Source organism: Comamonas sp., from assembly GCF_036643215.1.
Lineage (GTDB): Bacteria > Pseudomonadota > Gammaproteobacteria > Burkholderiales > Burkholderiaceae_C > Comamonas.
The window spans coordinates 1-3,859 of the sequence record NZ_JAVXSJ010000075.1 but is presented as its reverse complement, the minus strand read 5'-3'; the positions used below and the strand labels follow the sequence as shown (position 1 = coordinate 3,859).

Annotated in this window: 5 protein-coding genes; 1 reads left to right on the top strand and 4 read right to left on the bottom strand. The window is 57.7% G+C overall.

Annotation, left to right across the window (positions count from 1 at the left end; all coding sequences use genetic code 11):
- A partial coding sequence (locus RSF91_RS19650; protein WP_332569980.1) for an RNA pyrophosphohydrolase occupies positions 1 to 681 on the top strand: 681 nt, incomplete at its 5' end.
- 55 nt (positions 682 to 736) lie between these two features.
- On the opposite strand, the gene proB is transcribed toward RSF91_RS19650, so the two are convergent.
- The 4 genes from proB to rplU all read right to left on the bottom strand — a co-directional run bounded on the left by proB (position 737) and on the right by rplU (position 3,831).
- Entirely contained in the window at positions 737 to 1,876 is a 1,140-nt protein-coding gene (proB, locus tag RSF91_RS19645; protein ID WP_332569979.1) for a glutamate 5-kinase, read from the bottom strand.
- 109 nt (positions 1,877 to 1,985) lie between these two features.
- Positions 1,986 to 3,101: an Obg family GTPase CgtA gene (cgtA, locus tag RSF91_RS19640; protein ID WP_099738602.1), complete on the bottom strand. Its 1,116-nt coding sequence runs from the start codon at positions 3,099 to 3,101 to the stop codon at positions 1,986 to 1,988.
- A 146-nt stretch (positions 3,102 to 3,247) separates the two neighbouring features.
- Positions 3,248 to 3,505 carry a 50S ribosomal protein L27 gene (gene rpmA / locus RSF91_RS19635; RefSeq protein ID WP_099738603.1) on the bottom strand — a complete coding sequence of 86 codons (258 nt, stop codon included), beginning with the start codon at positions 3,503 to 3,505 and terminating at the stop codon, positions 3,248 to 3,250.
- 14 nt (positions 3,506 to 3,519) lie between these two features.
- On the bottom strand, positions 3,520 to 3,831 hold the full coding sequence (gene rplU, locus RSF91_RS19630; protein WP_099738605.1) for a 50S ribosomal protein L21: 312 nt from the start codon (positions 3,829 to 3,831) through the stop codon (positions 3,520 to 3,522).
- Positions 3,832 to 3,859 lie beyond the last annotated feature (28 nt).

Sequence of the window (3,859 nt, the reverse complement as noted above, 5' to 3'; positions counted from 1 at the left end):
TTTCGCCCGAACGTCGGCATCATCCTGCTCAACCAAAGAAACCAGGTGTTCTGGGGAAAACGCATTCGCACCCACAGCTGGCAGTTTCCGCAAGGTGGTATTGACCGGGGCGAGACGCCCGAGCAGGCCATGTTCCGTGAACTGCACGAGGAGGTGGGGCTGAAGCCCAATCACGTTCGCGTGGTTGCCCGCACTAGGGACTGGTTGCGCTATGAGGTGCCAGACAGGTATATCCGCCGCGACGCTCGCGGGCATTACAAAGGCCAGAAGCAGATATGGTTTTTGCTTCAATTGGTCGGGCACGACTGGGATTTAAACCTTCGTGCGACTGACCACCCCGAGTTCGATGCCTGGCGCTGGAACGATTACTGGGTTCCACTCGATGTAGTCGTAGAGTTCAAACGCGGTGTGTATGAGATGGCTCTGACCGAGCTTGCGCGGTTTCTGCCGCGCAGCGAGCAGCAGCGCAATCGTTATCTGCGCAGTGGCATGCGGCCACGCGAGCAGGAGACAGGCCAGCCGGGCGCAGTGCAATCTGCGCATCAGGCGCCAGCTCTGTATCCCGCACGGACTGGAAGCTTTCGCATCAATCCAGGAATCGAGCTGCCGCCTGGCGCCAGTTTTGACCCGGATCCGCAGACAAGCATCAACAATCAGCAGGACAACAAGCCTTTGCAATGAAAAAAGCCGTAATGCATCACCTGCATTACGGCTTTTTTGTTGAAGCAACAGGCGCTCAGAGCCCTGTCACCACCATATTGTCGCGGTGCATCATCTCTGGGCCAGCCGAGTAGCCAAGCAGAGACTCAATCTCTGAGGAGCTCTTACGGCACAGCAGCCTTGCCTCGGCGCTGGCATAGCTGGCCAGACCACGGGCAATCTCAACACCGCCCTCATCGCGCACGGCAATCACTTCTCCGCGAGAGAAGTCACCCTCCACGGCAATCATGCCGATGGGCAGCAGGCTCTTGCCTTCGTCTCGCAGCTTGAGCGCAGCGCCCGCATCCACCGTCACCGAGCCGCGCAGCTGCAGATGGTCTGCAATCCACTGCTTGCGCGCCTGCGTCTTGTGCGTATGCGTCATCAACAAAGTGCCAATGGATTCACCACGCGTCAAGCGCAGCAGCACGTCTTTTTCACGCCCCCAGGCAATCACCGTCGATGCACCCGAGCCTGCGGCACGCTTGGCCGCCAGAATCTTGGTGATCATGCCGCCGGTGCCAATGGAAAGGCCCGCGCCGCCCGCCATGGCTTCCAGCTCAGGGTTGCCGGCTTCAGCCACGTCGATGAACTTGGCATCGGGGTTCTTGCGCGGATCAGCGCTGTAAAGGCCGCGCTGGTCGGTCAAGATCACCAGTGCATCCGCCTCGACCAGATTAGCGACCAGCGCGCCCAGCGTGTCGTTGTCACCAAAACGGATTTCATCGACGACGACCGTATCGTTCTCGTTGATGACAGGCACCACGCCCAGCTGCAGCAGCGTGAGCAGCGTGGTGCGCGCATTCAGGTAGCGTTCACGGTCAGCCAGGTCGGCATGGGTCAGCAGCACCTGCGCGCTGGGCACGCCCTCTTCGCGCAGCTTGGTCTCGTACATCTGGGCCAGGCCCATCTGCCCAACAGCTGCAGCGGCCTGCAATTCATGCACCACGGTCGGGCGCGTGGCCCAGCCCAGGCGCTTCATGCCTTCGGCAATGGCACCGCTGGAGACCATGATGACTTCGCGCTTGACGCCATCTTTGCCTTGCACCAGAGCCGCCAGCTGACGACTCCACTCCTCAATGGCCGCCTCATCCAGCCCTCGACCTTCATTGGTCACCAGACTGGAGCCGACCTTGACCACGATGCGATGTGCATCACGCAACACATTGGAAGACATGAGGATTTACAGTGTTTTAGGCCTCTAACGCTTATGCAGCAAGCGCTAAAAGCTATGAAATTAAAAGCAAAACAGCGCACCAAGTGCGCTGCAGGGTATACCGCCTAGCTTATTCCGGATCGTAGGATGCGAAACGGGGATCGGTCATATCCAACTCAGAATCCTCGCCTCCCACAAAACGAGGATCCACTTCCTTGGGAGCCTGCTCAGACAGTTGCTGGTTGTGCACATGCTCGAAGATTTTGCGGATCAGCGGCTCGCAGCCTTCGCGGGTCAGCGCCGAGATCTCATAGACCGGGCCCTTCCACTTGAAGCGCTTGACGAAGTCCTTGACCTTGGCTGCACGCTCTTCCACAGGAACCATGTCCAGCTTGTTGAGCACCACCCAGCGAGGCTTGTTGTAGAGGTCTGCGTCGTATTTCTTCAGCTCGCTCACAATGGCCTTGGCCTGCTCGACAGGGTCCACGCCTTCGTCAAACGGTGCAATATCCACAACATGCAGCAACAGACGCGTGCGCTGCAGGTGGCGCAGGAACAGGTGACCCAGACCAGCACCTTCAGAGGCACCTTCGATCAGACCCGGAATATCGGCCACTACAAAGCTCTGCTCAGCAGCCACACGCACCACACCCAGATTGGGGTGCAAGGTGGTGAAAGGGTAGTCCGCAATCTTGGGGCGCGCATTGGACACGGCCGTGATGAAGGTGGACTTGCCCGCATTGGGCATACCCAGCAGACCCACGTCGGCCAGCACCTTCAGCTCCAGCTTCAGATTGCGACGCTCGCCGGGAAAACCGGGGGTCTTCTGGCGTGGAGCACGGTTGATAGCGCTCTTGAAGCGCAGATTGCCAAAACCACCATCGCCGCCCTTGGCAATGGTGATGACCTGTCCGGCCTCCAGCAATTCAAACAGCACTTCGCCAGTATCGGCATCGCTGATGATGGTGCCCACGGGCATATTCAGCGTAATGTCGTCGCCCGCAGCGCCAAACATATCGGAACCCATACCGTGCTGACCACGCTTGGCATCGTGACGACGCGAGTAGCGGTAGTCCACCAGCGTGTTCAGGTTCTCGTCGGCCACGGCATACACGTGACCGCCACGGCCACCGTCACCACCGTCGGGGCCGCCAAATTCTTTGTATTTTTCGTGCCGGAAAGACACGCACCCATTGCCACCGTCACCAGCGGAAATGTCGATAAAAGCTTCGTCAACGAACTTCATAAGGCATCCAGTCTACAAAATCAGTGTGAACCAGAAGCCTCAGGTCACACTTTTACGTGATCAATTCCATGCCCCACCTGTCAACTGGAGCCTTTTCAAACAACAAAGCCCCGACAAGTCGGGGCTTTGTTGGAGTCAAATACGACTTATGCAGCCGAGATGTTGACTGTTTGCTTGGACAGCGCGCCCTTCACTGCGAACGACACGTGGCCGTCAACGAGTGCAAACAGGGTGTGATCCTTGCCCACGCCCACGTTCTCACCGGGGTGGAACTTGGTGCCGCGCTGACGCACGATGATGGAACCAGCTGTCACCAGCTCGCCACCAAAGGCCTTCACGCCCAGCATTTTTGGCTTGGAATCACGTCCATTGCGCGTAGAGCCGCCGCCTTTTTTCTGTGCCATGACTCAGCTCCTATTTAAGCAGCAATTGCCACGATTTGCAGTTCGGTGAACTGTTGACGGTGGCCTTGACGTTTTTGATAGTGCTTACGACGACGCATCTTGAAGATGTGCACTTTGTCGTGCTTACCGTGAGCAACCACAGTTGCCTTCACAGTTGCGCCGGACACCAGGGGAGCGCCGATCTTGATTTCGGAGCCGTTGCCGACTGCCAAAACTTGATCGATCACAATTTCCTGGCCTACGTCCGCAGCAATCTGTTCTACTTTAATTTTTTCGCCAGCAGCAACACGATATTGCTTGCCGCCGGTTTTTATGACCGCGTACATGTAAACCTCTTTACTTTGAGAGTTCTGC